Source organism: Bradyrhizobium sp. BWC-3-1, from assembly GCF_032917965.1.
GTDB lineage: Bacteria > Pseudomonadota > Alphaproteobacteria > Rhizobiales > Xanthobacteraceae > Bradyrhizobium > Bradyrhizobium canariense_D.
Map to the genome: position 1 here is coordinate 7,898,966 of NZ_CP136625.1, position 25,302 is coordinate 7,924,267.

Genomic DNA, 25,302 nt, shown 5'->3' on the forward strand with positions numbered 1-25,302 from the left:
CGTCGAAAATGTCGACCTTGTTCGATCGAGCCCACGCAAGCCAGTCCACGACGTGTTGGACTGCCTGTTCTTCATCAATCGTTGCCGGCAGGGTCATCGGTTCTCCCTTATTGGGAAGTGCCGCCGGTTCGTCACCGGCGGGCAGTGCTTTATGCGAGGCGAGCGACGGTCTCCGCAAGCGGCTTGCCCAGGATCGTCACACCCCAATTCTTGTTGCCGGTGTGGCTCTCCGTGCCAACATAGGCACATAGGAGACGTGCCAACACGGCCGCACCGGCCAAGGACGCGCGATCCCGGGCCTTGACCCGCTAATTCTTCTCAACTCTGCCACGCGAGTGTGGTTTAAGACTGTCGTTGCCCCATTCAGACAAGACGTGGCATCTGCCGCGGAAACAGTTGATCGTCTGGCAAAGCTACCGGTCGCCGAAATTGAGGCCATATTAACCTCGATACCGCTGGATTGGCTGTCACCAGCCGACCGAGACGGAATCGTTGTCTGATGGCGAGATGGTGGTCGTGACGCGCGGGCTAAGTTGCTTTTGCAGGGCTTGAAAAATGGCACATACATTTGACTTTGCCGTTCTCCGCCTCGTCCCGGATAACGCGCGCGGCGAGAGTGTCAACTTGGGTGTGGTCGTATTTCGAGATGGCGAGATAGACGTTCGCCTGGGGAAAGTTCTCACCCGAGCCCGTATGGTTTCCAGAGATCACCGACACTGATCTTGAAAGCGCGGTGGGAATTCTAAGCCGGTTGGGTAGTGTTGCCCTCTCGTCTCGGGAGCGACACAGCGCGCTCTCAAGCGTTGGAGCATTCAGCCTTGGGGATCTCGGATCGTTTACCGTCAATGACGAAAAGCCCGAGAGCTACCAATCCCAAATAGACATGCTGTTGGCAACGTTCGTTGTTGCACCGCGCTCGGCGATTGTAAGAGCAAAAGGCCCGTCACGCTTGGCGACGGAAGTTCGAAAGTTTTCCGCAACGAGAAGGTGCTCGCCGCTATCGGCGACGTTGGAGCCATCTCTGAGCATAAGATCGCTCCGGAATGGCCCATACCGAGCCGCCCAGCATTCGAGCTGATTTGGCGCTCCGCAATAGTGTGATGCGCGGCTGTGAACTGGTCAACCTCGACTTGATCGAGGATGGACCGCCGATCGTGTCCCGTGGCGTGGTGTAGCTGGCGGCGGGTCACCGCGTTCACCGGCTGGAGCCGGGCTGGTCAGCTGGCGATAGCCGTGATGCTGACGCTCGGATCATCGCTCAACGGCGCGATGGTTTCCAGTGTCATGTAGCGGGCACGCTGGACGGCCCATTCATCATTCTGTTCGAGCAGGATCGCGCCGATGAGGCGAGTGATGGCGTCCTCGTTGGGGAAGATGCCGACCACCTCGGTCCGCCGTTTGATCTCACCGTTGAGACGCTCGATCGGGTTGGTCGAGTGCAGCTTGGTCCGATGCTGTGGCGGAAAGGTCATGTAGGCGAGCACATCGGTCTCGGCCTCGTCGAGGAAGCCGGCAAGTTTGGGCAGCTTGGGGCGGAGCTGGTCGGCGACCTTGCGCCACTGGGTTCGCGCGGCCTCGACGTCGTCTTGGGCAAAGGCGGTGGCGATGAAGGCGGACACGACGCGCCGCCCGCTCTTGCCGGCATGCGCCAGCGCGTTGCGCATGAAGTGGACGCGGCAGCGCTGCCAGCTGGCGTTGAGCACCTTGGCTACGGTGGCCTTGATGCCCTCATGGGCGTCGGACACGACCAGCTTGACGCCGCGCAGGCCGCGGCGGGCAAGCTTGCGCAGGAAAGCCGTCCAGAATGTCTCGGCCTCGGAAGGGCCGATGTCCATGCCGAGAACCTCGCGTCGGCCGTCGCTGTTGACGCCGACCGCGACAATCACCGCGACTGAGACGATGCGGCCATTCTGGCGCACCTTCACGTAGGTGGCGTCGATCCACAGATACGGCCAGTCGCCCTCGATCGGACGGGCGAGGAAGGCCTTCACCTTGTCATCGATCTCGCCGCACAGCCGGCTGACCTGGCTCTTGGAGATGCCGGTCATGCCCATGGCCTGGACGAGGTCGTCCACCGAGCGGGTCGAGACGCCCTGCACATAGGCTTCCTGAACCACGGCGGTGAGCGCCTTCTCGGCCATGCGTCGCGGCTCCAGGAAGCCCGGGAAGTAGGAGCCCTTGCGCAGCTTGGGGATGCGCAGCTCAACCGCGCCGGCGCGGGTCTCCCAGATCCGGTCGCGGTAGCCGTTGCGCTGGGCCAGGCGTTCGGGGCTCTTCTCGCCGTAGGCCGCCCCGGTCTGGCCTTCCACTTCCAGCTCCATCAGGCGCTGGGCGGCAAAGCCGATCATCTCGCGCAGCAGATCGGCGTCGGGGGTCTTCTCTACCAGCGTGCGCAGGTTCATCATGTCTTCGGTCATCGGTGGTTCCTCGGTTGCGTTGGCGTGTCGCAACCCGATCCTACCGGAGAACTGCCGGTGACCACCGCAAAGCCGCCCGCCCGCTACGGCGCTATTTGAAGGCGCGCGTCCGGGCGGCTTTGCTCTACCGAGCTACACCACCACCGGGGACACGACCTGGACCGCCCCCTCCGGCACTCTTCGAGGGGGTTATAACACTCGACGTCGCGCAGCAGGAAATACAGGCAGAGCAGCGAGTTTTCGCATACCGGGCAAAGGGACCCAAGGCGAGAATCGATGAGGCTTTGGCGATCGCTCGCATGCATGCTTCGGAGATCGTCGACTGGAATAAACCTGATCAGCGCGAAGGTTTTATCCATCAGTGGGTGATGGCAGCCCGCTAGTTCATAGCTCGCTAACCTGCTGGTGCTCTTAACCAGTTCGGGCTGATATTTCGTCAGCTCAGCGTGGTAAGGTACGAAGCATGTCCGACAAGGGAAAAGCAATCGTCGAGATCAATCGACAGCTGGCGGCTGGTAGATGGCCGGTTGCTATGCTGGAGTTGCTGAAGGTGCTAGAAAAGCGAGAGCGAGAGTTCGGCTTCTAAGATTGTCCGCGCTTTCGACCCTTCAAAGGGATCACATTCCCAGGTCCCATTTGTCGACCCACAAACGGCGGATCCGGCTGCTCGGTGAAGTGTGGATCAAAAGCTATCCAGTCCTCCTCACGATAGCCGTAAACCCCATCCCACCAGCCTTCAGACAACTCTGCAGATACCCAAGGGATCTGCTCAGCTTCTTTCCCCTCATCCTCATTGCCGCGTTTCAGCGGAAGGGCGGTGGCCGGACTTGTCCACATGATGCCGCCTGAGGGCAGCTCCAGGTATTCGCAATAAGGAACGTCGGTGCACTCGTCGACCGCCTCGGCGAGCTCCTCTAAGTCGGCGGCGGAGAAGAAACCGACGATATCCTGATTCTTTATTAGGCGGACGAGGTAGGCTGGCATGGATCTCAGATCCTTTCTACAGAACGATTTTCTTTTTGACCTTGGGTCTCTTAGATGACGGACGAGCCTTCTCCTCCCGACGGCGCTTTTCAAGCTGTGCTCGCGCACCTGTTGGTATTCGCGAAGTCCGTCGTGAAATTCGCGGCTGCCGGCAGCCTTCTGCGTGCTTTGTCCGATCATTTCGGACGCTATGAGCTGCAGCGCTCCGCAAAACATTGTGTGTTCAGCTGCCATCCTATCGAAAGTACCGTCTTCGTGCCAACGATCGACTGAGTCTTGATCGAGGACGCCTTCTCGAGCTTTGCTAAACCATTCGCCGGCCTCGTCCTCGATCCGGAGATCATTCACAATGACCTCCTGCGGCCAATAGCCGTGGACCTCCTAAAACTTTGCAGAAGTACTGAGCGCCATCTGCATCTGTCTCATGAGCTCGTAAGGCTTTCCTGCGCCCCGGATGATACGAAGCATGTTGGCAGCACAATCTCGGATCGCCCACAAAAATTCGTCGCGGGAAAACTGCTGATCCTGCTTACGATCGCTCTCTTCCCTGCCCGGCCCGTCGCCGTCGATAACCTTGAATGACACTTATACCTCCCGCCACCCGGTAGGGGACTAGACTGCACCCTCACGGCCACACCGCCAAGCTCATATTGTTGCGCTGCCTCTTGCGCTATCGCCCTGGTTGCGCTTAGCTCAAGGAAAGGCTGGGGGGAACTACTCATGGCAATGACAATCCACGATGCAAAAATCGCGATCGGGATGTTGGCCCGCGGAGATAATCAACACGACGTAGCAGCTTGGTTCGGAGAAAACCAAGCGCGCATTGTCGAGGCATCTCAAGGAAAGTTCGGCACGAACGAAGCGGCGCCAGCTGCCGAATTGCCACCTAAAGGTCCACCCGGCATCAAGGGGCGCCGCCTGCACGCCTTTGTCGAAAAGGCAATAAAAGCACTTGAGGCGAGCGATAATGCTTCCGCTCTCCAGAGCCTGAAAGACGGTCTGGATCGCTACGATCGATCAGAATAGTCGCTGTCGCGCTCAAGAGCCTTGCGGCAAGGTGGGATCCAGACGAGCGCCGGATTTTCAGCCTGCATTTCTTTCGACCAGACAAGCCATGCGTAGCCGGTTGCGGTGGAAGCCAACCGGTCCACTCTGCCCTTAATCATCGGCACGCGTTCCGAGAATTGCGCAAATCTGCAGGGCGGATGTTGGACAAAGAGATTACGATAGCGGCCGACGCTCTCGATGAATACCGTCCTTGCAAGGATCGCTACCCCCTTCCTTGCCACGATTAGCGACCGCAGGACGAACTCCTCCGCAAGCCGAAACGGTGGATTTGTTATGACCCAATCTACTGCGTTCGCTTCATATGGGACCGCTAAATAGTCCCGCACCGCCCCGAACCCATAGGCATGAATGTCCGAGGCTAATACCTGCCCGAAGCTTTCAGCCAACGGTCGCGCCATGTAGCCAACTCCGCACGCGGGCTCCAAAACAGACTGCTGGTTAAAGGGCCCGAAGTCTTTCAGCACATGAGCAAGGAGCGCCCGCGTTGCCCACGGCGGGGTCGGAAAATCGTCCCGACTATCTGAGGCTTCGGTACGCTGCGCCATGACAGCGTGAGATCTGTTCTGTGCCATCACATGACCATACGCGATTTGTGGAGGAAGGGAATCCCTCGATTTGAGCCCCGGGTCAAGCCGACGCACTGCGGCTTGCGTTCGTGCTCCGGTTGCAATTGAATTCGGGCCGGTGATGGGGGAATCAGAATGAGGTCGATAATTGCAGCCGGCGTGATGGCACTCTTGCTATTGGCTAGTTCGGCGCCGACGGCTGAAGCTCAGTTCGAACTGTTGGCATTCGCCGTCTGCAAGAAGATCCCGGGCGACGCAGACAGATTGAAGTGCTTCGATGCCATCGGGAAAAAGGCGAGGATGAAGACTCAAGCACCGAGCCCACTCCGGTCAGAGGTAAGTGGACGTTCCGAGAGAGCAAATCCCCGATCGATGACAGCGATCAGCTCGTCGCAATGCTCCAGGGCGAAGCCGGTGAATCGTTGCTGATCCTCAGATGCTGGGAGAACAAATCGGAGGCCGTCTTTATCCCGCCCGATCTCGTTATTTCTGGCACCGCAAACCGCTACGACCTTCTAATCCGGATCAACGGAGATTCACCCGCAAGTGTGGCTGGTGTCGGCAGCACGAACGGAAGGGCGATTTTTATTCCCGGCGCTCGAGACTTTATGAATTTGCTCCCGGACCAAGGCAAGCTGTTCATCAGAGCAACTGGCTTTCAAGGCAGATTCAGCGACGGCACTTTCCTCTTGAATGATGTCACAGCCGCACGGAATCGGATCGCAGTGACCTGCCGCTGGACGACATCTAAGTCGAGCTCAATGAAGCCGAGCAAATGAGCTTGTTGACGCATTTTGGGGCGACATCATGAAAGCATGGCTATGTGTTCTGGCTGCGATCGTTGCGCTGATCATCGGCGCACAATTCATATCGTCATTCAACCGATCGGCGCCCTTCCGGAAGGCCGCACGGTCATTTTGATGCGCAAACCCTGGACCAGCGCAAAAGGGCTGGCATTCATCGATAGCCCAGACGCGTTCTGCGCACGAAACAGCGGAGGTGTTACGCTGCTGTGCCGCGGCATCACAGCAGGAGCGATAGCGAAGAACGCGACAATTCTGGCTCGGCTTCCTTACTCAGCGACACTTTATGGCATTAGCACTGGCGGCCGGACCTACGAGCGGTAAGGGTTCGTCCGGTACCCGTCCATCTTGACTAGAGAGAACGCTAATGGACGAATTCGCAATGCTTCTCGCGGAGTTGGACCGGTGCAAGGCAGAATTCGAGCACCTGCAGAAGGACCTCAGTCTCGCGACCGGCACGGGGCGGACCGATGTAGCTGCGCTTCAAGATACGGCACGCCGGATGAGCGGCATCGCAGCCCGTCTTGAGGCTGTGACGCGTGCGATCTCAAAAGGCACGGCCAGCGGAGTACATTGAGCACTCGCGCTCCTTGCCTGCCGAAACGCTTTAAGTCCGCGCTGGACCGGATCTCGGGCGCCTCACCCGACTCGCAGATTTTCCGCCGAGTCTTTTCCGCGGTTGTTCACGACATCGAAGCTAACCTTAGCTCCCTCTGCCAAGGAGGTGTAACCAGCCTTCTCAACCGCTGAGATATGGACGAAGACGTCCTTGCCGCCGCTGTCAGGTTGAATGAACCCGTAACCCTTCGTCGGGTTGAACCACTTCACAGTCCCCATAGCCACTTCAACTTCTCCATTTTGCAGAAACGAAAACTAGTACCGGAACTCAGACAAAAGCAAGGCAATCGTCTGGACGCGCGCACTCCCTCGGCTCGGCCCCTGCGGGCGAGCTTCACGCTGCCAACTTCGCCGGGACAACATCATCGTTCCAACGATGGATGATGCGCGTGGCAATAGTCTCTGCCGAAATGGTAGTGATCTGAGCGAAGCCGCCCACCCAACATGGCGTCCGGCCCTCAGCGTAGTCTCGGCTAGCGATGTCACGCTGTGTTTTCAGCGCCGCAATTGCGTGCGCTTCCAGCGTTGCCGGCGCCTTCTCTATTGCCGCACGGATCTCTCGCTCGTCCGCCTCGCTGTTGCACGGACATGGGTTGAAGCCCCGCGGAAAATCGATCACGCGCCATGGTTCGAGGTGCTCGCCGCCGGCCTGCAGCGTCGTCATCCGGAAACCGGCCGGGCCGTGCTGTTCTGAGATTCCTGCGACCGAAACTTCAAGTGGACTCGCAGCACCCATTGCGGCCATCCTGGCATTCAGCTCCATAAGCGTGGGACCGATTGCCTGCTTGAAGTCGTCAAAGCCGCTAGCCGCCATCGTCGACAAAGCGAGCGACACGGCCTGGAAAACAACAAATTGCTCAGCGCGGACCGTTGCGGCTGCTTTGAACTGGGGCAACAGGACAGCCTTGTTGCAAATCGCAGTGATTGCTTGATCTGCTGTGTTCCAGACAAGCCCGTCCGAGACGAGATGCGCGCCATCAGAGGCGACGATAAGGTTAGCTGCCGACACTATAAAAATCCTTGAACTGAAAATTGACAGTCCGTACGGCACTGACCGGCCGCGAGCCGCCAATTGCGAGGCCCAATCGACCGGCGAACGCCGCCACCGCAACAAGCGCCACGAAGCCTATAACCTGCTTGGCTGTGTTGCCACCGCCCCACCGAGCGGATAGGAGACAAACCGCACATTGTTTTTGGCATCAATGCGGCGACGTCGCCATTCTCGGCGCAGGATGGCCTTGCCGAACGCTCAGTTCATCGCCGAGCAGCTTCCTTTCTTGATCTGTGCTCTTCGTGGGGCCCCCCGTTTTCACCGGTTTGGACCCTATCCGGCTGGCTGATGCCGGCGCGCTGGATCCAGTCCGCCACTCGCGGGAGACGATCTCGACAATATTCGGAAGGTTCTTTCGGCCTGGTCGCGGTCGCTCTGAAATCCGGATTAATCCTAGCCGTCGCGCTTCGTGGAAGGCGGTCTGCACAGTGGTGCGACAAACACCTGCCAATGCGGCAAGCTTGTCGATCGGGAGGTCGCAGAAGCCATGGCGCTTGATCTCGCCCGCGAGAATGCACAAGACGGACCGCTGCCCCTCGGTGAAGTGGTGCCGCAGGTTCTCCGGCAGCGCGCTGGAGCCACCGAGCATTCTCCGTCGCTCGCGCGATGCCTTGCGATCCGGAGACCGCTGCGGGCGTCGGGGCAAGAACCGGCTTAGGCGCCGTTGACCGCCAGCACCGACTGGCTTCGCCGCGGAGAACCGTCGGTGCGGCCTGCGGCCCTCGATGCAGGCGGCAGGGTGCGATGCTTCGCGGTCGGAGAGCTTGCCGGCGCCATACCGCTCCCAGATCAGCCGGGGGTTGGCGTCTAGCTGTTTCGCACTCTCGCATGATGCGAATTGAGCATAGAGGCCAGAAGCCTCGACACCCAGCGTTTCGACCGCTGCTTGCGGGAGATCAGCAGCAGATGTAGAATTGTTGATCGTGGAACTGCTCTGCGAAGATTTGGCCTCGTCATCTGCCAGGATGGCGGGGCTTCGCATTTTGTAGGGGTCGGGTGGCCCATCATCGTTTTGTTTTGTGGCCGCACCCCATTGATGCCGCTCATGGCAGTTAAGGGCAGTTTTGCGCGTAAGAGATTGATTTAGCTCGATACCGTCCAGCTTCCCAAGCTGAGTACTGGCTTATGGCTGTCCATAAGGACTGCTACGCGCCAATTGGACTAATTCAACAAGGCGGCCCTCGCCGGAGGGAGACCCGGGGCTCGATGAAATCGGGACAGCGGTTGGCCGCGATGATCTGGACGTCGAGCTTAGGGTAGAGCTTGCGAAATGCGGGCAGCATCGGCGCCATGTAGATCATCGCAAACGACAGCGAACTCGTAACGCGCAGCATGCGCTTGGGCGACGGCGTGCGGTCCCTCACGCCATCCTCGGCTTTGGCGTCGTTCAGGAGCGGGCTGCAACGCTGCAACAAATCCTGCCCTGCCTCGGTCAGCCATTGCCGGCGCATGTTGCGCTCGATCAGCCGCACCGCGAACCGCTCCTCAAGTCCGCTCAGGTGTCGGCTCGCGGCCGCGTTCGACATCCGCCGAATGTCCGCAGCCCTTGGACAGGCTGCCGAGCTCGGCGGTCTTGGCGAAAATCTCTAGCTGGAGCAGCCGACCCAGTTTTGGCACATATCGGAAAAGAGACCTACGAGTTTGGTTGCCGCTTTCCGCAAGGCAAATTATTCGACACGCCGAACTCAGACGTGACTCGAGCCAATGGCGCGCCAGTAACTGCCGCCCGTTATTTTGATGGGCGCACCAGACTCGAACCTGGGACCCGCTGATTGAGAAACCACATCCGCCCTCAATCGATCAGTTTTCGCCTCCGTGCGTTCTATTTTTCGCGTTGAACGCGCACACATCTGCCAGGTTTGTGGCCCACAACTCTGCAAACAGCCGAAGAGCGATTCTTAATATGGATACATCCAATAAGTCGTATTCGAATCGTCGGGCATCGATCGCAGGGTCGGGGTCCGCTGCGGGGGTTTAAGATGCGTCGAAGACGAGATGATCCGGCCTATGTCATCGAGAACCGCGCGGCTGGTTGAGTACGTACTGTGATTTAGAGCAAACATTTCGCTTCCCACAGCAGAAACATCGACCGTTTCGATACCGGGCACGAGAGTTGGCCCGCTCTTGGTTACGAACCCCATTCGCGACGTGGATTGCGCTTTCTCCATGGAGGCGAGCAACGCGAGATCCGTCGAGGACGCGTATAACGTCACCGCGCCCGCCGCTGCCTTGATTTGGCTCGCGCGCTGAAGATAAATGTCGCGATCCACGTCCGGGGCCGCAAAAATCAATTCAGTAATCCCGAGCGCCGTCTGGCTCAGCGCGGCTTGCTGCAAGGCGCCCAAAACAACCTCGCTGCCCAGACTATGGGCAATCACGATAATCCGTGAGACTTTGCCCGCCGATTTAATGAGCTGGAGGAGATCGAACAAGCCATCCGGAGCGTACAAAGCACTCTCCCGATCGTAGTCATAGTCCTTCACTCCGCCCTTGGACGGCCAGGAGTACATCATGACACGGCCTTTGTAGTTCGCGTCGAAAGCAATTTGAGCCGCCTTGAAGGCTGCGTCGGAAAAGGCAACGTTGTAGCCGTGCACAAAGAGCATCAGGCTGTCGGCCGGATTTGCGATAGCGGAAGCAAAATCCTCACGGGAAAGACGATCGAGCTTCTGGATTCGGAAATGCTTTCCATCGGCCTCCGCCTCCTTGCGCATCCCGAACCAGCTTGTCTTCGGCGTTTCGACTTCTCCCATCTTGTGAACGATGGGAATGCTAACCGTCACGCGGCCAAATGTGTTGGTGGCCGCACGACTATAGGAGATCTGGGTCAATTCCAGACCGGACCCACCCGTCACCACGCGATTGGTGGCGAAGTAGACGGGTACCAACCCCTTAATCACCGGTCTATTGACCACCACCTCGGCTCCGGTGCTGCGTTTGTCGGGAGGCGCTTCCTCGCTCGCCTCACCGGTTGTCTGCCGCAAAGGGCGGTAGGCATGATAGTGCCGGACATGGTGGTAGTACCCGGGGCCATAGCGATAGCCGTATTTTTTGAACGCGCTCTCATGTTTCTGGGGCGCCTTCTGTATATGCCGGTTGGCCTGCTGCGAGGCCGGACCCTGGTGGGCGCAACCGGTCGCGAGCGCGCAAAACAAGACAATGAGCACTGTTCGAAGCTGCTGGAAGGCCTGGCCGAGCCGATGCAACCGGTTCGAACCTCGAATTGGCAAGACGAGCATGACCATCGATCAGCTACCTACTTTGCAAGGGTTTGGGAAACGTTGACCGTAGCGCCCAGCCATCCGCGATACCTGTCGACAGCAGGTCCGCTGGTAAGCCTGTAGGTGAAGCGAACCTCCGCCCCGCCGCCGTTGATCGCGCAACCGATATTGCTGGCACCATTGGCGGTCTCAACGTGCCACGTGCACCCTGTGATGCGGTAGCCGGGCTCAGCCGGGAAAATCTCGGCATAGTCCGCCGAATGCTCCGCAAATACGACCGGGTGATCGTCCTTGGTTTTGTCTACCGTATACGCCCGCTCGATCAGCTTCGGGTCGACGAGCTGCGACACCGGGATGTTCACGATGAGGCGGCGGTCTTCGGGCAGAAGCGTATGGATCGCTCCGGAGAGGATTTCGGGGATCTTCACACCGGCATTGGCTTGCGTCTGCACATGCGTGGAATTCAGTTTCGTCCAGTTCTCAAAAGAGATCGTTGTCTCGACCCACTTGGTCCAGCAAACAGAAGGCTTTGGAATGGCCGCGATCATGCTGTACAGAGGGCTTGCAGCAATCACGGTGGCGGGAATGATGAAGTTGACGCCAACAACATCCGCCTCGTTCCACTTGACGATGCCGCCAACTGCGATCCCCAGCAGGGCGCCGAACTCGTTGAATGCGGGGCCGCCGCTGTTGCCGACGTTCATGATCGTGTTCGTTTGCCAGCGACCGTTCGGGCTAGTCTGGTTGCTTATCAGACCGCTCGATATGCTCAGATCCAGATCGAGCGGATAACCGAGCAGATAAAGCTGAGTCCCCATCGGGGCTTGCTGGTTGTCATCGATCACGGGCATCGGACAACGAGAGGCGCCTCCGCTGTTTCCGGCGGGCTGCGACAGCTCGAGAAGAGCCAAGTCTCTGGCATCGTCGCGATGAACCGCAGTGACCTTGATCGGGTTCGCATTGCGCGACCCGAGACGGGCATTGACTTCGAAGCTCTTATAGTTCCCCTCGCGTCCGATCACATGACTGTTGGTCAGCACGAGGCTGTCGCCGATGAGCAGCCCGGAGCCGCCGCCGACTTCCTGCTTGTCGTTGTACATCACGCCAACGAACTGGACGTGAACCGTCCTGACGTTGTAACGCGCTGCAATTTGCACTGCCGCGCGATCCGCCTGCGCGGGAGCGCTCATGGATACCAAAAGACCGAGTGTCAGGACGGATAGAATGTCCTGACAGCGGCGATATCGAGAGGGCTGAGCTGTCCGTTTCCGTTCCATGCTGGATTACAATAGTTCATTATGGAATTGGGGTCGTACTTGGTGACTTTATAATCGCCGACCGAGCCAGAAGCTTTCTCGTTGCGGCACTGCTCCGGCGCATCGTCGCGGTTCTGTTCATGCGTGAAACCAAGAGCATGTCCGAACTCGTGGACTGCAACCGCACGGATGCAGAACGCGCGTCTATGGCGACAGCCTTTGCTCCAATGATCGAAACTGAAATTGAGAGTCATGCCCGATGGCTTGCCGTCGAGATACTTTCCGATGATGTCGGTGTGGGCGCCTTCATCAGCGACCCGCACGTGCACACCTGGCGCGCCGCCCGTACAGGACGGCCAAGTCTTCGCAAACCACACGCCACCTTGCGCCGCAGTCTCCCACGTTTCCGCAACCGCTTTTCGAACAAGATCGGCATACTTTTGATCCTTCGGCTGCAGGTTTTCCCAGCAGACCGGTATCTCTTTGATGTCCCATTTCGAGCCGCGGATGACCGTGCCGTACAATTCCATTTCGGAGACGCCCGAAGGAAGCGCAGGTTGAGCGTTCGCCGCCCAGCAGAACAAGAGAACGAGCAACAGAGCGAATCTGGGCAGCCACAGGCGAAACATTTTCCTACTGCGTCGGTGTAGGGGTCGGCGGGAACACAGGAACTGGCGCCACAATGAAACCATTTGTCCGAGGCCCAGCGCCCGTACGGCGCCCGGTGGACCCGGCTCCTCCTTGGAATTCCTGCGACTTTTCTCCTCCCGGCGAGGGTGCCGTGTAAATTGGATTGTCCTTTGATCCAAGCGGCGGCGTTTTGTCCGCATAGCCGGCGGACCCGGATTTGGCTCCGTTAGCAAGGACGGCATTCGGACCGTTGATGTAGATTCCGAGATTACTGAACTGCTGAGCGGAGGCCGAGGCCTGGACTGAGGCAGGCGTCCAGCGCGAAGAAGTGAGAGAGTATTTTGCCTCGACGCCGCCAGTAACCTGGACTGAAAACGTGTACGTCATTTGCGCCGGCTCCGCGCTCTCCGAAGGCATGGCCGGCGTGAGATTGTTGGCGGCTATGAGGATCGCGTTGTCCCGTAACCAAGCTGCGAGCGGCTTGGATGCATCGACAATGATACGCTTGTAGGCGGCGCGCTCCGGATATTTATGCTCGGCGAGGCCCTCGAGTTCGATCAAGTCCGCAGGCGCTCCTCGATAGCAGCCACGCTCATACCTTGCTGGATCCGCCGGCGCCGGCGCCGTATTGGAAGCTAGCTGGGCGTTCTGCTTCATCAGAAATGACCAGATCAGGTCATAGGTATCCTGGGCTGAAGCAGTGGGACCCACATGGGTCACGTCATTACTGCTCACGCTCAGAATCCTTTTGTAGTCGAATGCCGTACCGGATCCGAGCCCGCCGGTATCGGTCACCTTCAACTCCAGAAAGAATGTGCCGTACAGGAAGGGGTCGATGTCAAAATGAGCGTACCTATCGAACGCCTCTTCAGGCCGCCTCTTGTAGATCTTCAGGTATTCCTTTCGCCTCTCGCGTTCGAGCTGGTAGAAAGTCACGACCTCACACCTGATCGACTTGAGAAAGTACGGCAGCTCACCCGCCGTGATCACACCTGTCTGCGGGTCATGAATATGATACAGGCTGGTGCACCCGCTCACGGCAAGGCAGATGCCAATGCCAGCCGCGGCTCGGCTGAATATCCCCATATGAACGCCCCCGTCCGCGTGCCTGAGCACCGCGGATCTCCCGTGCACATTGAACAACAGTCCGCATGGGTTCGTCAATAGCATCGTGACAACAATGCAGCTTTTCGTTGTCCCCGCAGGATTTTGCGCAGGTTTTCACTGCGGCCGTACACTTCTGCGAAAGCGGCTCGGTTGTGGCGGCTCGGCACCGGCGATGAAGTGTGAGCAACTGGTCGGGCCAATTGCAAATTGGTCGGCGCACGCCTATCGATGGAATATATTGGTGGTGGTGATTGGGACGAAAATTTTGCCTGGGCGCGTGGACAACCGAGCCGAAACGTCAGTTTTTGATGCCTGGAAGAATTTTTTGATGCCTGGAAGAAAGAGGCGCGGGAGCTTGCCGAACGACAGGAGCTAATCACGAATGCCAGTCGGGATGATCTCAGGAAAGCTCTGATTGAGCTCGACGCGCTGTTTCGGAATGCTCCCGGAAGCGTGCACAAGGCCTACCGAAATCTTACAGAAAAGCGAATCGAGGACGCACGAGAGAGCTTCACCGGCTCAATAGGAGATGGCCATCTCTCGTGGTCGCTATCCTACGAGACGGCTGAACTGGCAGCCGTAAGAATGGGCGGCCTGATACGGGAACTTGATCGCGCGCTTGCTGATCGGCGGTCTCATTGGCCGATCAGCCGAGTGAGTGGCACGTCGAGCAGCTTAGATGCTGGTTCATTCCGCGGCAGGGCGTGAGCGCATTGCGTCCGGCTCGAAGGCTGCAAGCCTACTCGAAACGGGGCCTGCTCTTTCATCGGATCCTGCCCTCAGTGATAAAGGGCTACCCGGTGAAGGTCGTGGATACTCGCACATTGCATAGTACCGCATCGGATGCGAGTGAGTGGAAGGTGGGCGCTTGCCTGTTCAAGGCACTAGAGCTCCAGCCGGAGCTCTGTTCAACAGAGTGCGATAAGCGCTTCATCATCTCTGGCACTAACGCACCGTCAGCTGAGGACACCATTTCTCAGCAGATCGATCAGGCTCTGAAGGAGAACTGCATCGCGATTGTGTGGCCCGAGTTAACCGTCTCGCCGGAATTGCGCGAGCACATCCTCAAGCTCGTTCGAGATCGCGACATTACGGACGAGCTGGAAGCTCCCGAAATTCTAATTCCAGGGACCTGGCACGAGACAACCGACCATGGGATCGTGAACCGAGCCCGGATCTACAACGGCTATGGAGAGGAGCGCCTGATCTACGACAAGATCGCCCCTACGCGCACGATGGTTGGGGAACGGAAAACATCACTGCGGGTGACCGTGTATGTGTCCTGGCCACCGAAGGTGCTTTGATGGGGGTCGCCATTTGCCTGGATTTCTGTGACGTCTGCGAAAAGAGCCGGCTCCGCAAATTTGAACAAGACGATAAGTGGAGTTTCTGCCTGAAACGCGGCGATAATCGCCGTGAACAGGAGAGACCATGAACAGACGATCGCGCCGGAACCACACACCGGCGTTCAAGGCGAAGGTGGCGCTTGCCGCCGTCAAGGGCGACCGGACGATAGCTCAGCTTGCCGAGCAGTTCGACGTCCACCCCAATCAGATTACGGCGTGGAAGGCGCAGTTGGAGGGTGGCGCTTCCGGGGTCTTCGGCTCTGGGAGCATGTCGCCTGCCGCGCCTGCGATCGACGTGAAGTCGCTGCACGCCAAGACGCGGCAGCGTTTATTACCTGCCGCGTCCGGTGCCGGACGCCGATCTCGCGATCATGCGGCGTCTCGACTGGCTGCATCTGGAGTTCCCTTTCGCCGGTTCGCGAATGTTGAGAGGCCTGCTGGCTGCCGAGGGGTGCAAGATCGGCCGCCGGCATGTCAAGACGCTGATGCGGCGGATGGGGATAGAGGCGCTCTATCGCCGTCCGCGCACCACTAAACCCGAGCCCGGCCACAAGATCCATCCGTATCTGCTGCGCGGCATGGAGATCACACGGCCGAACCAGGTCTGGGCGATGGACATCACCTACATCCCGATGGCGAGTGGGTTCGTCTATCTCGCCGTGGTGCTGGACTGGGCAACACGCCGGGTTCTGTCGTGGCGGCTGTCGATCACCATGGAAGCAGCCTTCTGCGTCGAGACGCTGGAGGATGCCTTGGCTCGTCACGGCAAGCCGGACATCTTCAATACGGATCAGGGCTCCCAGTTCACCGGACAGGCTTTTACCGGCGTGCTCGCCGACAACGGCATCGCGATCAGCATGGACGGCAAGGGCGCATGGCGGGACAACCTGTTCGTCGAGCGGCCATGGCGCAGCCTCAAATACGAGGAGGTGTACCTACGGGCCTATGATAGCGTCAACGAGGCGCGCAATTCGATCGGCCGATATCTCGACTTTTATAACAGTAGACGTCCCCATTCGAGTCTTGACGGCAGCACGCCCGATCAAGCCTACTTCACCTCGCTGCCGCTCCGCCTGGCAGCATACCCCCGGCAGACGCGCTCCACTTATCGATGCGCAGATTCTGTTCAGACAACCGGGACCAGCTCAACCTGACTTCAAGCGACTGGGCGAGACAAAGAGGCTTTTAAGCGAAGCCAAGGATATCGAAGTCGGTTGAGGATGTCGTTGTACGCGACACCGAGCGAGAAGCGCATCAAGGTCGGCAGGATGCTCGGAGTCGAAGCGAAATTGCGCGTGCCACTCGAGTTTTGTCCGATGAACACCGCAATGAGGTTGTCGGTGAACTGATCCCCCGTGAAAGACGATGAGCGAACCGCGCCCGAGCCAACCGTGAAACTGCTCATCGCGATACCGTAGATGTAGGTGAAGTCGCCCGTGCCCTACTAGCGCCGCCGACTTGCTCCAGCGGTTTAGAAAAGTCGGAAGCCCGTAGGGCGGAACATTCGTACGCAAGGCCAGCGCGGCCCCACTCCTGTTCTGGACCCATCATCGAGAAGACGCCTCGCAAGTCCGACCGTAGCCCTGGCGCCCGGATATTTATCCAGCCGCCCTCCCGAGCATACGAAGAGCATGACGACGCCGTTCCCTCGTATAGCGTTTCCAACTATTGAGATTCACGACTTGGTGCATGAAGTGGTGGTAAAGAATTCGCACTGTTGACTGCGGCAAAGTGCATTCCCAGTCGGCACTTCGCGCGGCCGATCCCGATGCACGTCGATGATGATGACTTGGCCCTTGGGGCGGCGGCAACGGCCTCACATTTCATAGGAAGGCTGCGATTCAACTCATTTCGAGAGAGCTTAAATCGTACATAGCGTCATATTGTACGCTTTCGATCGCAGTTGCGCCTCCGTTGTGCCATTGCGAAGACAGTTATCGCGGGTGTGTCGGCTTATGGACAATACCGGCAATGGCATGAGTGATGCTTGTTGGAATAAGCGAGAGGTTAGATCGATGCCGTCGATGCATGTGCACTCGGCAGCCACCGGATCCTGCTGGACTGGGGGCGCTAGGGTGAGTGAGCCGTCGGCGCTGTCTTCATCTATCGCGGCCGCGGCTTGCGAAGGTGAAGTGTTGCGGTGATGGGCGACGAACCGAGGATGATGCATGAGCGAACCGACATGAGGGATGCAATGCGAGGGTGCCCCCTCAAGATCTCTTTGTTCCCAATGGCGGAGCGCGGACGTGGATAATATACAATCGATGACTGCACAGGAGCTGCGCTCTGCAATTAGTGGCGGCAGGGTCTTGGAGGTAACCACGACAACGGGCTGTGTCGTCGGATGTTCTTATTGCCCGCAGGACAAGTTCGCCGAACGGCAAAGAGCTATATCCGACGTGAAGCATCTTTCTTTGCAAGATTTCAAGCGATGCCTGGCCCGCGTACCAGCAACTGTGGACATCAGCTTTTCCGGGTATTCGGAGCCTTGGCTCAATCCGGCTTGCACCGAAATGGTTGAGCATGCCTACGCGTGCGGCCATGGAATCCGGATTTTCACAACCCTCGTAGGAATGAATGGGCGGGATCTAAGACGCTTGCGTGCGTTGCAGTTCCGCGGTTTCCTGGTGCACGTTTTTGACGACGGCACGCATATGGACAGTGGTCTCGTCAGGCGCAACTATGTCGATTTGATGCGTCAACTTGTTGATGCCGGCATTTCGTCACTGCTCTTCATAGTCATGGGCGAGGTGCATCCCGAACTAGTCGACATAATACCTGACGAAGCGCTCGTTCGCTCGCGTCCCCCGCGCAGCAGGCCTGCGAGCGGCGAGCTTAGGATGGTTGAAGCAAGACAGCCAATCGTTGGAGCGCTGACATGTCCTGACGAACGGCAATATCGGAATGTTCTTCTCCCAAACGGCGACGTTACTTTCTGCTGCATGGATTTTGAGCGACGGCACGTTCTGGGCAACCTTCTCCGCGACAGACACAAGGATCTCTTCGAAGGGGCGACATTTGGCAAGATTGCCAGTCGCATGAACGGCGCGGACGGTTTTCTGCTTTGTCGAACATGTGAATTCGCCGAGCCACTGAGGTCGGAATGCTCATCCTTGAGAGCAGTTGACCCTGACTGATCGAAACGAATCGGGAGCCCAGGCGAGGACGGCCTTGCCGCTCATCATCACATCAGCCGCGGGGACGACCCCGCCATGAACGGAGGTCGGCATGGCCTGGAGCATTTTGTTGGTCGCCGGCCTCCTGGAAGTCGCCTGGGCAATTGGCCTCAAATACACCGAGGGCTTTACCAAGCTCGTTCCGTCCGTGCTCACGCTCGTGGCCATGGCTGGCAGCGTGACCCTGCTCGGCCTCGCTCTGAAGACGCTGCCCATTGGAACTGCCTATGCGGTCTGGACCGGCATCGGCGCGGTCGGCACCGCGGCGCTCGGCATCATCCTGTTCGGGGAGCCGGCCGCCGCGTTTCGCTTTGCCAGCATCGGACTGATCGTGGCCGGCATTGTCGGGCTGAAGCTCGTGTCCTGACGAAAACGTCGAAAGCATTGACCCCACTAGGTCAACGCCGCAAGGATCGGAGACTTGCCGCCGTGATTGTCCGGCATGGACAATTGAGCTGGGCGCGTTCCAGCGCACCGCCGAGGGCGCTGCGCCGACAACGGCCCCGGTGATACTGTGGCCGAAGAAAGTCGCCGTGAACCAGATGCCGATGCAGTCCCTCTGGGCCGAGACCCGTTGACCGCTAGCCTCAGTGTCGCAACGCGAACGCCCATGGTGAGGACGATACGCCCATCGGCAACCGGCGTGCCCACGGCCATGGCGTCTGGCCCGATGTACCACGCGGAGCGGCACGAACAATTCGCCACCGAACTCGCGAATACGAATAGAACAGTAATGGATCCCAGGTATGCCGCTGATGCTCCGGGGCGCCGGCTAAGAAAGTTCGCTTGCCCGAGTCATACGATACTGCCCTACGGAGCTGCAGGGGAGAAGATGCATCACAGAACGATATGATCGGCAGAGCGTCTTCATTTGCTCCGAACTGCTTCCGACCATCCCGCCCAAGAGTACGAGACCATCCTACTCGTTGAGCATGGTTGGGCGGCAGTGGTGAGCTTGACTCACTCCCGATCGAGCCAGCTCGCCCGTGACTGTCACCTCACGCGGAGCAACCGCGTATTCTGGTGTAGGGGTAGCCATCAAGGATGTGCGTTCGCGTCGTCAGAACAGCTGGCTGGTCGACCACCCAACCGAATGCAGGCTCGATATAACCAAGGTACGGCAAAGCTGCCCGCCCATAAGCCCAGCCCGGCACGATCGGCCGCGCGTTGCGCAGCATAGTATCGTCCCCTGGAGTATTGCTTCCAATCGAGCACGAGACCGTTGCGCACCAACCATTCTCCAATATCGGTGCCACCAGCTGAACAGGTCGCTATCGTCCGTCCACACTCATCCTCCAGGACTGGCACGCAACTGACTTCGCGATCTTCAACGAAGCTTTCAAGATCGCGCGCGGCCCTGAGGCCACATTGATATGGATTGCCCTTGATATCTCGGCACATTTGGGTCTCATCCGGCGCGTCAATGCCCCAGAGTCGAACGCGTGTTCTGTTGATTTCAAGGGTGTCGGTGCTGATGACCTTTGCCGGCCCCGTCAGCCCGCCGGCCAGGACGATGCTGAACAGTGCGAGCATGGTCAACACCACGATCAAGCCTGGCATGGCGATTTTCTTTGTCGGACCGCAACCATTCCCGACGAGCGCAGCAGAGCGCTGCCAAGTGGCCAAAGGCGCTCGATCGCAGCAGTGCTAATGTTCCGTAGGTAAGATCGCTCGACAGATGATTCCTCCTGAATCAGCAGCGCACCCCTCCCCTCACCTCCAACCTCGCCCGCGATGCTGTGCGACCCGGCTGCTGCGCTGAGCGAACCGGGCCCGTGCTCCACGTCATTGCGGCAGTCCGCCTCGGCTGCATCGCGCACCGGCAGGACGCACTCCGTCGTGCGCGTCCGCTGATTAGCGACGAGGCAGGTGCAGACGGCCGGCCGCAAGTCGGCGTGATAAGATTTCCCGGTGGCCTTGTCCGAAATGAGCATAAGCTCGGCCGCCTTTCTGGCACCGATAGCAGCAAGCACGCGCCGTCCGCGGTCGCTGCTCACGGCAACTGTAAGGGAAAGCGTATGCATCGCTTGAGCAAAACGGGCGCTCCGAAGGCCATCGTTGTTATCAACGGCAACATGCCTTCTACAGGCGGTTCGCGACAACTCCGCCCGCAGTCACGCCGCCCAACTTGTTTCGCGAGCGCCAGCACAGCCATCTCAACCTCTAGCTGGACCAGGGACATAAGTGCGTAGCAACCCCCGAACCATGCGATGTTATAGAGATTGGCGGCGCCGAAGCCCGCGCCGTAGAGGGCCCAAAACGTGACGCAGACAACGATACCAGACTGATACGCCGTCGAGAGGGCAAGCGCCTTGCTGTACTGCAGATCGCGATGCGCGGTGTTGGACGGGATGAGCCGACTGGCGAGCGCCTGCATCGCAAACAACGGCACCAGAAGCGTCGTGGCATTCATACCAAATTGCGGCAGGTCGGCCGGAACAAAGAGTATGTTTTCCAGCAACAGGCCGAGCGCAAGACCAAACGCAGCCGCCGCCGCGCCGAACAACAGAAACAGCATCGAGCCGTGGACGAAGCGCACCTCGGAGACGCCAACCGCAAAGTGCGGCAGGATCTCGAAGAACATGAACACAAGCGTCGCGGCGATGGCTTGCAGGGCAAATGACAGAGCGCCCCGCTCGCGCATAGCCTCGACCAGAAGCTTGGCGGCGACGCAGCACGTCGCAAGGCCTATGGCGTAGCTCAACACAAGCTTGGCGCCTGTTACTATTCCCGGTTCGATATGCATGGTCCAGGTCCCTCTTGCCTTTTTACTCGGGCCTTGTGTGGAGACCGCTCGAAACGGCATTTCAGTTTCCGCACCTGGGTCGACCGCTAACGTCCTGCTTCCGCCATGTCGGACCGGGTGTGGACATAGCCTCCGCTCGGTCTGCGGGACTTCAATAGCAACAGCTATGCCACCCCCGCCACCGCGCTTAAGCCTCTGGTTGCGCATTGAAACGTTCCGTCCCCGCAAGGCTCGCCGTGTGAGTTAGCTGACATACTCTGGATGAAATTGGACACACATGGGTGCCCCGTCTTTGCTCAACCTGTGCCGTTTCGAACAATCGTTCTACCTCCCTCCTTGAATCGGAAATCCTGCGGCCGCCGGCGCGAAGACACCCTTCGCACGCGAACTAGCCGAGCGCGGCCGACCGCGCGAGGACCCAAGGGCATTCTCCAGCTGATCGGCGATGCGCTCCTGGTCCAGCAGCGTGTGGCGGGCCGCGCAGCCATTGCCGAGAAGCCCGACGCACTCCGGGACAAGCCGGCGCTGGAGCGGCTCTATTCGCGCATGAAAGACGGATACGAATTGAAGGAGCGGCTTGAGATGCTCCAGCGCAAACTGCGGGCCATCTCCGGAACGGCCAACGCGCCGACGGGCATCATCGAGACACGGCGCTCGCCGCGTCTGGAGGGTTATAGTCGTGCTGATCGCGATGGAAGTTGCGATCGGATGCGGTCAGACTGTTGCAGCAGCTCAGTGAAGTGCGGCTGGTCACAGCACGCGAGGCGCTTTCCTGGCGTCTGAGCGGGCCTACTAACGTATCAGGCCCGGTAGTTGCGCGGAACACGCTGTTCGGCGCACGCGGCGGCGTGTTTTGGCCAAGCCTTCGCCGTGCTCGTGCACGCGAGGTTCGACGAAATCCCGGTGCGGCTCGCGACCCAGCAAATAGGCGAGGCGACTTCCGGCGCAATTCTCCGGAAATCGATCAACGATCATGAGTGTATGGCAGACGCGCGGCAGAGCGTTCACCCCGACGATCCAGCGTGACCCGAGAAGACCCTTTGTCAGTTTGCGGCGGACCGCCACTGAGCTTGTCCGCTGTTGCCGAGTAGCTCGCGGAATACTTGCCCTTCCCCCGTCGTTCGCCAGCGCGCGGCCAGTGATGACCGGAACAAGGACGGTCGATTTCACCAGAGCGCCTCGCTATGAGCGATCGCCTTTCGCCGCTTTGACACATCGCCGCGGCTCGGTCGACGTCTCCTTCGGTGATTTCCCTTGCTTGGCTGTTAGCGAAAGGCTCCAGGATCGAGGAGCGCAGCGCACCGCGCGTGCTACAACTGAACATGAAAGCTCCGAACCGCGGTCCTCGGGTTGACTAACGCGACGGTCGCCGAGCTATACGCGCTCGGGACTCCCATGGAGCGTGCATGGCAGCTCCGCGTCAGCGAAAAACGGACGACAAGGAACTGCGCCGCGAATTTCAAGCGGTTTTGACCTCGCAAGCAGGCGCCATCCGACGTCGCTGTTGCCTGTAGACATTCCATCTGCAGGGATTGTCCTCAAAGCGCCCTCGCCACTCACGTGCGGGCGGCAACTTCCCCCAAATCCACTTCTGAACAGAACCCGCCATGGCGATGCTTAGCTGGCTCGTTCAGAAGGCCGGCGAGCCTGAGGCCTTCAAGGACTCCTTCGAGCCGCTGTTCGCGAACGATTGCGGCGAGCAGCGAAACGGCCTCCTCCCGATGGACGGTGAAGCCGACGTCAGGCGCTCGCTGAACCAAGAGGTCCATCAAGGTCGGAAGTTCAGCAACGTGGTCGCGTAAGGTCGAGACCACATCATTGGCGAGATAGGTCGCCAAATCCCCTTTCGCCGGCGGATCAAAGTCCAACTCGACCGCGGCGCGCTTCTCGATTGCCTCTCGTATCAACTCGCGCTGGCTTCGTGCATTCATCGAGAGCATGAACGCCGCATCCGCGAGCTTCTCGCGCGGCAAGCTTCTCAGTTCGACTATGCGAGCCTGGATGTCGCCAATCGAACTCTCACGCCCTGCATCTGCTCGCCACGCGTTAGCTCCTGCCCTGCTCTTTTGTACCCGAACCATCGTCATGCTCTCCGGCGGACGATATATCCCGGCGATACAGCGGAATGGAAGTGCAAAGTTGTGTGGTGCATGCGCGCAGTCCGCCTGACGAACGCGGAACCGGCGGTCGCGCGAAGGACTCAGAATGCGCTATTTTCGTGATGCGCTCGTGCTTTTCTAGTCTACAAGGCGCGGGATGGCATGTTGTCGGGTCGTGGCTACGGCGAGCGAAGGCCTGCTTCCAACATTCCGTCAGTAGGTGATAGGCAGCGAGCCGGTGGCGGCGGGCGGATCACCGCCAACCTTCCAGGGAGGACGAAACCGGCCAGATATTCCGGAAGACAACCAGACCGTGGACCAGATCCGAGACGGACGACGTTGCGTTTGCACCCTTGCTTCGGATCCGCTCGCTTTGGCTATCTTCGGGAATATTATAGCGGAAACCGAAAACTGCGTTTGTCCACATGCAAGGGCCCGCCGGGTAGATGGAAAGATTGGGACACCGGTTGAACGTGACCGGGTTAACGCCGATTTCACGCGTGATTTAGTTGCATCGCGAGAACGACGTAGCCGCCGTGGCAGGGCTCTCACCCGAAGTTTTAACCGAACTTGAATAGGACACCGTAACCGCCGCGTGGGTAACTCCACTCGATATCACCACTTTCTTCGCAGATCACCCTGCAGGTGCCGCATTCGATACACCCGTCGACTGTCACCTCAACATGACCTTTATCGCTGAGCTCGTAGCACCGTGCAGGACAGGCCTTCAACATCGACAAGAGCCGCGAGGATGGCGTGGTGTGCGGACGCACCTTGATATGGGCACGGCCGGAATCGACAAGATAACGGTTGTAGAATAGTTTATCCTCGACACGTTGGGATGGCTCGCTCGGCATTGTTTCTGGCTCCGTCGTTCGTCGTTGTCTTAGGTTTGGATCACCGCCAGGCCCGGGCAATGCGCAGGGCATCGCTAAACAGCCCACTCCAAGACCGCGCCTTGATGAATGAGCTCAGCATCAGCTTCTCTTTCTCGAGTTTTGGTGTGCCGTCGACGCGCACGTAATCCTGCATCGCCCTGGAGAAGAGCTGCGGATATGTGAGAAAGAAGTTCTGCGAGTGGGTATGCATGAGTGCCGGCATATCCTTGTACTTTTTCAGGTCCTTGATCACGAAAGAATCAGTTAGCATTTTCTTGTAAAGTGAAAGATTTTTGGCCGTCATCGGATCTTTTCGCGATCTGATAAGGCAGATCGCTTCCGCCGCGATACGGCCCGACGTCATCGCCAAATTGGACCCCTCGCGATGGATCGCGTTGTTAAGCTGGGCGGCGTCTCCGACGACCACCCAGCCCTCCCCGCAAAGCTGCGGGATCGCCCTGTACCCTCCTTCGGGTATCAAGTGCGCAGAATATTCCTTGACTTCCGAACCTTCGATGAGCGGCGCGACGGAGGGGTGACGCTTGAAACCCTCGAGCAGGCCGTAAGGTGTCTCGCCGGTACGCTGGAAGTCGGCAACAAGACAGCCAATACCGAGCGAGATGCATTCCTTATTGGAATAGATGAAGCCCATACCGGTCATGCCGCGGGAGATGGTTCCTGCCGCTTCGATGACGAGCCCCTCGTCGCCTTTGAGATTGAAGCGAGCATCGATTGTCTCACGCGACAAAAAATGCATCTCCTTAACCGCGAGTGCGACCTTGTCCGGTTTCGGCCGCCCTCTTAAGCCCGCACCCGTCCCGAGCACTCCGTTCACCCCCTCGGCCAGCACGACAACATCTGCATGGATTTCACCCCCATCGCGGTCTGTGCGCACCCCGACGACCCTGCCATGGGAATCCTGGAGGAGCTCGGTCACCGTGGTCTCGCACAGCACCGTAGCGCCGGCCTCGCGGACCTTCTGGGAGAACCATTTATCGAACTGGGCACGGATGATGGTGTAGCGGTTCGGCTTCTCCTCGTTGAAATCATCGGATCGATAGTGAATCCCGGTGTGCGAACGCTCGTCCACGATCCAGAAGCGTTGCTCGACTAGATGCCGCTCAAGCGGCGCATCTTCTCGGAAATTCGGGATCAGCTTCTCCAGCATATCAGCATAAAGGATGGCCCCTTGCACGTTCTTCGACCCGGAATACTCGCCGCGTTCCAGCTGCAGCACTTTCAGACCCCGCTCGGCCATTGTAAGCGCCGCCGCGTTCCCGCCCATGCCAGCACCGACGACGATGGCGTCGAATCTTTCCTGAATCATAACAAGCTC

The 25,302-nt window shown here is 59.0% G+C and carries 26 protein-coding genes and 2 pseudogenes; 11 read left to right on the forward strand and 17 right to left on the reverse strand.

The window, feature by feature from the left end; translation table 11 throughout:
- Window positions 1-555 precede the first annotated feature (555 nt).
- The gene (locus RX329_RS42230; RefSeq protein WP_410706222.1) at window positions 556-720 is read left to right on the forward strand and encodes a DUF3037 domain-containing protein; all 165 of its coding nucleotides are present in this window, start codon (window positions 556-558) and stop codon (window positions 718-720) included.
- 323 nt (window positions 721-1,043) lie between these two features.
- The gene (locus tag RX329_RS37900; RefSeq protein ID WP_317245362.1) at window positions 1,044-1,175 is read left to right on the forward strand and encodes a hypothetical protein; all 132 of its coding nucleotides are present in this window, start codon (window positions 1,044-1,046) and stop codon (window positions 1,173-1,175) included.
- Window positions 1,176-1,217: 42 nt separating this feature from the next.
- Here the strand turns inward: RX329_RS37900 and RX329_RS37905 are convergent, their stop codons facing one another.
- The gene (locus RX329_RS37905) at window positions 1,218-2,417 is read right to left on the reverse strand and encodes an IS256 family transposase (protein ID WP_085348740.1); all 1,200 of its coding nucleotides are present in this window, start codon (window positions 2,415-2,417) and stop codon (window positions 1,218-1,220) included.
- A gap of 463 nt (window positions 2,418-2,880) precedes the next feature.
- On the opposite strand from RX329_RS37905, the gene RX329_RS37910 reads away from it, so the two are divergent.
- The gene (locus tag RX329_RS37910; protein ID WP_317245363.1) at window positions 2,881-3,003 is read left to right on the forward strand and encodes a hypothetical protein; all 123 of its coding nucleotides are present in this window, start codon (window positions 2,881-2,883) and stop codon (window positions 3,001-3,003) included.
- On the opposite strand, the gene RX329_RS37915 is transcribed toward RX329_RS37910, so the two are convergent.
- Both RX329_RS37915 and RX329_RS37920 read right to left on the reverse strand, forming a co-directional pair.
- The gene (locus tag RX329_RS37915; protein ID WP_317245364.1) at window positions 3,000-3,749 is read right to left on the reverse strand and encodes a hypothetical protein; all 750 of its coding nucleotides are present in this window, start codon (window positions 3,747-3,749) and stop codon (window positions 3,000-3,002) included. The genes RX329_RS37910 and RX329_RS37915 overlap by 4 nt on opposite strands.
- Window positions 3,750-3,782: 33 nt before the next feature.
- Window positions 3,783-3,986: a hypothetical protein gene (locus tag RX329_RS37920; RefSeq protein ID WP_317245365.1), complete on the reverse strand. Its 204-nt coding sequence runs from the start codon at window positions 3,984-3,986 to the stop codon at window positions 3,783-3,785.
- 135 nt (window positions 3,987-4,121) lie between these two features.
- Here RX329_RS37920 and RX329_RS37925 point away from each other — a divergent pair, with 135 nt between their 5' ends.
- On the forward strand, window positions 4,122-4,427 hold the full coding sequence (locus RX329_RS37925) for a hypothetical protein (RefSeq protein ID WP_317245366.1): 306 nt from the start codon (window positions 4,122-4,124) through the stop codon (window positions 4,425-4,427).
- Here the strand turns inward: RX329_RS37925 and RX329_RS37930 are convergent.
- Window positions 4,409-5,014: an SAM-dependent methyltransferase gene (locus RX329_RS37930; RefSeq protein ID WP_317245367.1), complete on the reverse strand. Its 606-nt coding sequence runs from the start codon at window positions 5,012-5,014 to the stop codon at window positions 4,409-4,411. The genes RX329_RS37925 and RX329_RS37930 overlap by 19 nt on opposite strands.
- A 416-nt stretch (window positions 5,015-5,430) precedes the next feature.
- On the opposite strand from RX329_RS37930, the gene RX329_RS37935 reads away from it, so the two are divergent.
- Together RX329_RS37935 and RX329_RS37940 are read left to right on the forward strand one after the other, a co-directional pair.
- On the forward strand, window positions 5,431-5,814 hold the full coding sequence (locus RX329_RS37935) for a hypothetical protein (protein ID WP_317245368.1): 384 nt from the start codon (window positions 5,431-5,433) through the stop codon (window positions 5,812-5,814).
- 391 nt (window positions 5,815-6,205) lie between these two features.
- On the forward strand, window positions 6,206-6,415 hold the full coding sequence (locus tag RX329_RS37940) for a hypothetical protein (protein WP_317245369.1): 210 nt from the start codon (window positions 6,206-6,208) through the stop codon (window positions 6,413-6,415).
- A gap of 62 nt (window positions 6,416-6,477) precedes the next feature.
- On the opposite strand, the gene RX329_RS37945 is transcribed toward RX329_RS37940, so the two are convergent.
- The 7 genes from RX329_RS37945 to RX329_RS37975 form a co-directional block, all read right to left on the reverse strand.
- Window positions 6,478-6,681 carry a cold-shock protein gene (locus tag RX329_RS37945; RefSeq protein ID WP_317245370.1) on the reverse strand — a complete coding sequence of 68 codons (204 nt, stop codon included), beginning with the start codon at window positions 6,679-6,681 and terminating at the stop codon, window positions 6,478-6,480.
- 109 nt (window positions 6,682-6,790) lie between these two features.
- Window positions 6,791-7,465 carry a hypothetical protein gene (locus RX329_RS37950; protein WP_317245371.1) on the reverse strand — a complete coding sequence of 225 codons (675 nt, stop codon included), beginning with the start codon at window positions 7,463-7,465 and terminating at the stop codon, window positions 6,791-6,793.
- Between the two features lie 1,208 nt (window positions 7,466-8,673).
- Window positions 8,674-9,033, reverse strand: a complete 360-nt coding sequence (locus RX329_RS37955; RefSeq protein ID WP_317245372.1) for a LysR family transcriptional regulator — start codon at window positions 9,031-9,033, stop codon at window positions 8,674-8,676.
- A gap of 372 nt (window positions 9,034-9,405) precedes the next feature.
- Complete coding sequence (locus RX329_RS37960) at window positions 9,406-10,752, reverse strand: alpha/beta hydrolase (protein WP_317245373.1); 1,347 nt, start codon at window positions 10,750-10,752, stop codon at window positions 9,406-9,408.
- An 11-nt stretch (window positions 10,753-10,763) separates the two neighbouring features.
- Window positions 10,764-11,918: a serine protease gene (locus RX329_RS37965; RefSeq protein WP_317245374.1), complete on the reverse strand. Its 1,155-nt coding sequence runs from the start codon at window positions 11,916-11,918 to the stop codon at window positions 10,764-10,766.
- Between the two features lie 20 nt (window positions 11,919-11,938).
- Complete coding sequence (locus tag RX329_RS37970; protein ID WP_317245375.1) at window positions 11,939-12,613, reverse strand: M12 family metallopeptidase; 675 nt, start codon at window positions 12,611-12,613, stop codon at window positions 11,939-11,941.
- 4 nt (window positions 12,614-12,617) lie between these two features.
- Window positions 12,618-13,700 carry a hypothetical protein gene (locus tag RX329_RS37975; protein ID WP_317245376.1) on the reverse strand — a complete coding sequence of 361 codons (1,083 nt, stop codon included), beginning with the start codon at window positions 13,698-13,700 and terminating at the stop codon, window positions 12,618-12,620.
- A gap of 659 nt (window positions 13,701-14,359) precedes the next feature.
- On the opposite strand from RX329_RS37975, the gene RX329_RS37980 reads away from it, so the two are divergent.
- Window positions 14,360-15,025 carry a hypothetical protein gene (locus RX329_RS37980; protein ID WP_317245377.1) on the forward strand — a complete coding sequence of 222 codons (666 nt, stop codon included), beginning with the start codon at window positions 14,360-14,362 and terminating at the stop codon, window positions 15,023-15,025.
- Window positions 15,026-15,152: 127 nt separating this feature from the next.
- A pseudogene (locus RX329_RS37985) lies at window positions 15,153-16,149 on the forward strand (IS3 family transposase); the annotation flags it as partial.
- Between the two features lie 74 nt (window positions 16,150-16,223).
- On the opposite strand, the gene RX329_RS37990 reads toward RX329_RS37985, so the two are convergent.
- The gene (locus tag RX329_RS37990) at window positions 16,224-16,472 is read right to left on the reverse strand and encodes a hypothetical protein (protein WP_317245378.1); all 249 of its coding nucleotides are present in this window, start codon (window positions 16,470-16,472) and stop codon (window positions 16,224-16,226) included.
- An 859-nt stretch (window positions 16,473-17,331) separates the two neighbouring features.
- On the opposite strand from RX329_RS37990, the gene RX329_RS37995 reads away from it, so the two are divergent.
- Together RX329_RS37995 and sugE are read left to right on the forward strand one after the other, a co-directional pair.
- Window positions 17,332-18,204 (forward strand): radical SAM/SPASM domain-containing protein, encoded by an 873-nt coding sequence (locus RX329_RS37995; RefSeq protein WP_245329445.1) that lies wholly within the window; start codon window positions 17,332-17,334, stop codon window positions 18,202-18,204.
- A 91-nt stretch (window positions 18,205-18,295) separates the two neighbouring features.
- Window positions 18,296-18,610: a quaternary ammonium compound efflux SMR transporter SugE gene (gene sugE, locus RX329_RS38000; RefSeq protein ID WP_317245379.1), complete on the forward strand. Its 315-nt coding sequence runs from the start codon at window positions 18,296-18,298 to the stop codon at window positions 18,608-18,610.
- Window positions 18,611-19,281: 671 nt separating this feature from the next.
- Here the strand turns inward: sugE and RX329_RS38005 are convergent.
- Window positions 19,282-19,803, reverse strand: a complete 522-nt coding sequence (locus RX329_RS38005) for a thermonuclease family protein (RefSeq protein ID WP_007605661.1) — start codon at window positions 19,801-19,803, stop codon at window positions 19,282-19,284.
- A 433-nt stretch (window positions 19,804-20,236) separates the two neighbouring features.
- Window positions 20,237-20,989, reverse strand: a complete 753-nt coding sequence (locus RX329_RS38010) for an energy-coupling factor ABC transporter permease (protein ID WP_317245380.1) — start codon at window positions 20,987-20,989, stop codon at window positions 20,237-20,239.
- Window positions 20,990-21,362: 373 nt separating this feature from the next.
- Here RX329_RS38010 and RX329_RS38015 point away from each other — a divergent pair.
- Window positions 21,363-21,728, forward strand: a pseudogene (locus RX329_RS38015) (RMD1 family protein); the annotation flags it as partial.
- Between the two features lie 817 nt (window positions 21,729-22,545).
- On the opposite strand, the gene RX329_RS38020 reads toward RX329_RS38015, so the two are convergent.
- From RX329_RS38020 to RX329_RS38030, 3 genes are all read right to left on the reverse strand, one after another.
- Complete coding sequence (locus RX329_RS38020) at window positions 22,546-23,076, reverse strand: hypothetical protein (protein ID WP_245285976.1); 531 nt, start codon at window positions 23,074-23,076, stop codon at window positions 22,546-22,548.
- Window positions 23,077-23,648: 572 nt separating this feature from the next.
- Window positions 23,649-23,945, reverse strand: coding sequence for a ferredoxin family protein (locus RX329_RS38025; RefSeq protein WP_007600062.1), 297 nt, complete (start codon window positions 23,943-23,945; stop codon window positions 23,649-23,651).
- 40 nt (window positions 23,946-23,985) lie between these two features.
- Window positions 23,986-25,293 carry an FAD-binding protein gene (locus tag RX329_RS38030; RefSeq protein WP_317245382.1) on the reverse strand — a complete coding sequence of 436 codons (1,308 nt, stop codon included), beginning with the start codon at window positions 25,291-25,293 and terminating at the stop codon, window positions 23,986-23,988.
- Window positions 25,294-25,302: the final 9 nt, after the last annotated feature.

Coding starts and splice junctions, on each gene's coding strand:
- RX329_RS42230 (WP_410706222.1), top strand. CDS start 556: ATGGCACATACATTTGACTTTGCCGTTCTCCGCCTCGTCCCGGATAAC.
- RX329_RS37900 (WP_317245362.1), top strand. CDS start 1,044: ATGGCCCATACCGAGCCGCCCAGCATTCGAGCTGATTTGGCGCTCCGC.
- RX329_RS37905 (WP_085348740.1), bottom strand. CDS start 2,417: ATGACCGAAGACATGATGAACCTGCGCACGCTGGTAGAGAAGACCCCC.
- RX329_RS37910 (WP_317245363.1), top strand. CDS start 2,881: ATGTCCGACAAGGGAAAAGCAATCGTCGAGATCAATCGACAGCTGGCG.
- RX329_RS37925 (WP_317245366.1), top strand. CDS start 4,122: ATGGCAATGACAATCCACGATGCAAAAATCGCGATCGGGATGTTGGCC.
- RX329_RS37930 (WP_317245367.1), bottom strand. CDS start 5,014: ATGGCGCAGCGTACCGAAGCCTCAGATAGTCGGGACGATTTTCCGACC.
- RX329_RS37935 (WP_317245368.1), top strand. CDS start 5,431: ATGCTCCAGGGCGAAGCCGGTGAATCGTTGCTGATCCTCAGATGCTGG.
- RX329_RS37940 (WP_317245369.1), top strand. CDS start 6,206: ATGGACGAATTCGCAATGCTTCTCGCGGAGTTGGACCGGTGCAAGGCA.
- RX329_RS37955 (WP_317245372.1), bottom strand. CDS start 9,033: ATGTCGAACGCGGCCGCGAGCCGACACCTGAGCGGACTTGAGGAGCGG.
- RX329_RS37960 (WP_317245373.1), bottom strand. CDS start 10,752: ATGGTCATGCTCGTCTTGCCAATTCGAGGTTCGAACCGGTTGCATCGG.
- RX329_RS37965 (WP_317245374.1), bottom strand. CDS start 11,918: ATGAGCGCTCCCGCGCAGGCGGATCGCGCGGCAGTGCAAATTGCAGCG.
- RX329_RS37970 (WP_317245375.1), bottom strand. CDS start 12,613: ATGTTTCGCCTGTGGCTGCCCAGATTCGCTCTGTTGCTCGTTCTCTTG.
- RX329_RS37975 (WP_317245376.1), bottom strand. CDS start 13,700: ATGGGGATATTCAGCCGAGCCGCGGCTGGCATTGGCATCTGCCTTGCC.
- RX329_RS37990 (WP_317245378.1), bottom strand. CDS start 16,472: ATGAGCAGTTTCACGGTTGGCTCGGGCGCGGTTCGCTCATCGTCTTTC.
- RX329_RS37995 (WP_245329445.1), top strand. CDS start 17,332: ATGACTGCACAGGAGCTGCGCTCTGCAATTAGTGGCGGCAGGGTCTTG.
- sugE (WP_317245379.1), top strand. CDS start 18,296: ATGGCCTGGAGCATTTTGTTGGTCGCCGGCCTCCTGGAAGTCGCCTGG.
- RX329_RS38005 (WP_007605661.1), bottom strand. CDS start 19,803: ATGCCAGGCTTGATCGTGGTGTTGACCATGCTCGCACTGTTCAGCATC.
- RX329_RS38010 (WP_317245380.1), bottom strand. CDS start 20,989: ATGCATATCGAACCGGGAATAGTAACAGGCGCCAAGCTTGTGTTGAGC.
- RX329_RS38020 (WP_245285976.1), bottom strand. CDS start 23,076: ATGACGATGGTTCGGGTACAAAAGAGCAGGGCAGGAGCTAACGCGTGG.
- RX329_RS38025 (WP_007600062.1), bottom strand. CDS start 23,945: ATGCCGAGCGAGCCATCCCAACGTGTCGAGGATAAACTATTCTACAAC.
- RX329_RS38030 (WP_317245382.1), bottom strand. CDS start 25,293: ATGATTCAGGAAAGATTCGACGCCATCGTCGTCGGTGCTGGCATGGGC.